Origin of the sequence: Paracoccus sp. MKU1 (genome assembly GCF_001447385.1) — a bacterium.
Taxonomy (GTDB): domain Bacteria; phylum Pseudomonadota; class Alphaproteobacteria; order Rhodobacterales; family Rhodobacteraceae; genus Paracoccus.
On record NZ_LLWQ01000227.1, the window covers coordinates 1 to 3,615 of the forward strand.

Below are 3,615 nucleotides of genomic sequence, written 5' to 3' on the forward strand. Positions count from 1 at the left end.
CCGGAAGTCTCGCAAGAAGGCGGTGAAATACGACAAGAGGCGCTACAAACGGCGCAACCGCATCGAGATCATGTTCGGCCGCCTGAAGGATTGGCCAATCGTCGGGAAAACAGTCCCCCGGACTGTTTTCTGATCCTCCTCATACGTCGCGACCCGATACGACCGGTGCCCGGAAACCTTCTTCTCTGCGATCATGCTAGCCGCAACCGTCTTGTTCTGGCTGTGAAACTCAATGAGCCTGGACGCTACATGATGGTCGAGGCCTTCGCCCAGATCGACAAGGAGGAGACAGACCCCATTCTCAGCATAACCATAAAAGCCGCCTGATCATGACCTCAGGCTATCCGGAAATTTACACCAGCTTGACGGACATGACCCAGGAGCCTCTTTCGGAATCCCGCTTTTGTGCCGGCCGCATGATGGTGGGCCCCGATCACGGTGGTGTCGATCATCTGGAGCTTGTCCGGCGCGATCTGCGCGTGGTTCAGTGCGTCCAGGCTTTCCTCCCATGACTCGGCCAGGGTCCGGCGACGAAACTGGCGGCAGACCGAGGACCTCTTGCCAAACTCTTCCGGCAGGTCCCGCCACAGCGCGCCGGTCCGTGTTCGGCGTGGCCTCGAACCGGTGGCGGCTCACGCCTCACTCCAGAAAATGCCGTCCAGAACACGGCGATGATCTGCGGGCTTGCGCCCGTTCGGATGCCGAACGGCTCGGATGAAGCCTTCAAGACATACCCATTCGTCGTCGGAAATCAGGGGGCGCGCCAAAGTCACCTCCCAAGTAGAAGACGATCTTGAAGCACCAGCCTGCCATGCAGCGGAACCACTCTTGGTAACACGTCCTACAGAACTTTCCATACTCTTTGATCCTGTGGAGGATTGTTGTATGTATTTATAAACTCAATAAAGTGATGGCATTGGCGTATCGTGAAATAACGGACGGGGTTTTTATCTGGCTGCGCAGGAGAAATCTTCTTATAACAGTTTCCAAGTTTTCGTTTGAATCGAATTGACTCACGCTGTCGCTCCCAGTAATTCTCTCCGTTCTCGATTTTAATTCAGACAGTTGGCGATCGATTGAAAGCGCAGAGAAGCTAGGACCTAGCCCGTAAGCCCCTTCAAAAATCTGCCGTAGGGGCTTAGAGGCAAGTATCTGATACCATTTTGTGTTTTCACTGACGTTTGATGTGGAAAGCTCAAGGATCTCCCTCCTTGCGTTCAGCGCTAACTCAATTTCAGGATGTCTTTCACCAAGGTTCTTCTCAAATGACCTGGTTTCATATTTTTCAATAATTTTGCTGGTGTCAAGCTCACTTCTCCCGCCGCCCTGCGAGGTATGGAATCCAAAGCCCTGACTCATTCTTAGGTAGCGCTTATCGGCTAGTCTATTTACTAGGCTGCTCTTATCACTTGGATCGGATTCAAGAACTTTCTTTATAAAAAATTTATTTCTAATATCGGAATCCAAACCAAAAGCGCGCAGGGCGACCGCCAGAAGTTTGTGGTCGTTCACTAAGCTCTCGGCGGTTCTTGCATTGGCAATGTTCTTGGAGAAATAATCTTTGGGATATCTTACCGCGTGGCCTTGCAAAAACACATCTCTCTGCCTCAACATGGTGCGTTCGAGCACCATCCAACCTACATAACCGCCAAGGCCGACTTGGACATTATAGGTCATAGGCTAGCTACCGCCATCAGTCTATACACTCCGAAAAGAAGATTCTTAAGTTTCTTGAAAGTATCGTGGTAATCATCTTCAGCGGCCGCTCCAGATGCCTTGCTAAGCAAGCTACAGGTGTCCAGGTCGCCAAAAGCGACAATCGCTTAATGCCGAAAGTAATCTACTTGCGGAATTCTGTTTTTCTGCATCGCCAGCAAGAATCGGCGGGCGATTATAGAAGCTGCAAAGCTGAAGATCTGATAAAGTGGGGTGAGGGCGTCTTTTACTTTAAGAACGCCTGCCTTCGCCGCTGTGGTAAAAATGATTATTCCCAACCTCCGCTCTCCAAGATCGCGCTATTGGCGAAAGTTCTCTCTCTGAGGTGGTGCTTGAAATTAGGGCGGTCATGACTTTAAATCTCCGCGCAATCCTTTCATGATTCTGAAATTAATCTCTATGAGAGGATCAGCGGATGCCTCGCCCAATAGGGAAAGACGACCCCGCTTGATGGAAAAGAGCGCAAGTGACAAAATCCCCGCCTTTATATCTGGGGGTAAGCTGTTTTCTGGATGCATAAGATCTGCGGCGATGGCTGTCCAAAGTTGATTGCAGGCATTGGCAGCTGCTATCATCTCATGCCGATCATCGCTCCTGCTTGCATTTCTCAATCTCTGCGTTACGTGGGAAAATGCAAGATATTCGTTATCTCTCGCGGTTCGAATATGTAGCGAGCCAAAGTTATTGGCGCTATTCTGAAGAAGTACAATGTTCACGTCAAGAGATCCATTCTAGGCCTTGGCGGGATGAAGGGCGCCCGGATAGGCGCCCTTACAAGGTTAACGGAACAGCGACAGGATTGTTTGTGGCGCTTGGTTGGCGATCGACAACGCCTGAACCCCAAGTTGCTGTTGGGTTTGCAGTGCCTGCAAACGAGCTGAGGCCTCCTCCATATCAGCATCCACCAGGGCGCCAATGCCCGCTGTCAGAGAATCGGCCAGTTTTGATACGAAGTTCGACTGGTCGTTGATACGTTTGGCAGCGGTGCCAAGTTCAGCTGCTCCCTTCTTTGCAACATCAATCAGCGCCTCGATGTTCCCAACCGCGGTTCGTGCAGTAGTACTATCCGTGATAGTGGTAATCGTAGCGGCCTCAATGTCGGCTTCAAAATTGACCGAGTTGACCGTAATTGTCTGCGCTGTAGTTGCAACCGTGCCCGAGGTCCGATCTAGCGATGCCAAAACGGAGAAGGATGTTGCGCTCCCGATCGGGTTGGTCTTGAGCAAATTTACTCCATTCATCTGAGTTCCGTCGATAATCGAAATAATCTGGTTCTTCTTCGCCACAATCTGATCGTTGACAGTTCCAAAATCATTCGCGTCACTGCCCGCGCTGCTGGCAAGATCTCTCATTTCGACCAAAAGGTCGTGAATCTGTTCGGCGCCAGTGCGAGCGGTCGTAACGACGGCTTCGGCAAGATTGAGATTGCTTTGAAGCGTCTTAAAAGTGGATTGATCGGATTCCATAACTTTCGAGATTGCCCAGACAGCGGCATTATCTTGCGCGGTGGCAACCTTCTTGCCTGTCGAAATTTCGTTTTGTGCCTTCGTTAGGTTTGCATTGATCCCCTTCAGGGTTTGTAGCGCGACCATGGCGCCGTTATTGGTCAAAATGCTGGACATTCCCAATCTCCATTTTTGGGCAGTTTGCCCGTTTCAAGTATGAGCAGTCTCCTGACCGGAGGGACAGGCGCGGTGACCTATGTCACGCAATCGGTCTATCCGCCTTTCATGAATAAAAACCTCACAAAGGTTTCGTGGCAATCATGGAGTGCTAATAAATTTATTCAAAATCGCCTTTCCTGCTGACGAACAAGGTGATTTCCGGTCTTACGGCCTTGACGATCATAGGTTTCCAGATGACGCCACAAGGTCCTGATCTCGGCAAATTGACGCTGTG

3 protein-coding genes and 2 pseudogenes are annotated in these 3,615 nt (G+C 50.7%); 1 reads left to right on the plus strand and 4 read right to left on the minus strand.

Annotation, left to right across the window (positions count from 1 at the left end; translation table 11 throughout):
• Nucleotides 1-226 (plus strand): annotated as a pseudogene (locus AQY21_RS27005) (hypothetical protein); the annotation flags it as partial.
• 139 nt (nucleotides 227-365) lie between these two features.
• On the opposite strand, the pseudogene AQY21_RS28210 reads toward AQY21_RS27005, so the two are convergent.
• From AQY21_RS28210 to AQY21_RS27015, 4 genes and pseudogenes are all read right to left on the minus strand, one after another.
• Nucleotides 366-773: pseudogene (locus tag AQY21_RS28210) on the minus strand (IS5/IS1182 family transposase); the annotation flags it as partial.
• A 118-nt stretch (nucleotides 774-891) separates the two neighbouring features.
• On the minus strand, nucleotides 892-1,677 hold the full coding sequence (locus AQY21_RS28215) for a DUF1217 domain-containing protein (RefSeq protein WP_082658280.1): 786 nt from the start codon (nucleotides 1,675-1,677) through the stop codon (nucleotides 892-894).
• A 386-nt stretch (nucleotides 1,678-2,063) separates the two neighbouring features.
• Nucleotides 2,064-2,432, minus strand: a complete 369-nt coding sequence (locus tag AQY21_RS28220) for a flagellar biosynthesis regulator FlaF (protein WP_082658281.1) — start codon at nucleotides 2,430-2,432, stop codon at nucleotides 2,064-2,066.
• Between the two features lie 63 nt (nucleotides 2,433-2,495).
• Nucleotides 2,496-3,338 (minus strand): flagellin, encoded by an 843-nt coding sequence (locus tag AQY21_RS27015; RefSeq protein ID WP_058100672.1) that lies wholly within the window; start codon nucleotides 3,336-3,338, stop codon nucleotides 2,496-2,498.
• Nucleotides 3,339-3,615 lie beyond the last annotated feature (277 nt).

What these genes read in the sequence shown, in the direction of transcription:
- AQY21_RS28215 (WP_082658280.1), bottom strand. Translation starts at nt 1,677, where the DNA reads ATGACCTATAATGTCCAAGTCGGCCTTGGCGGTTATGTAGGTTGGATG.
- AQY21_RS27015 (WP_058100672.1), bottom strand. Translation starts at nt 3,338, where the DNA reads ATGTCCAGCATTTTGACCAATAACGGCGCCATGGTCGCGCTACAAACC.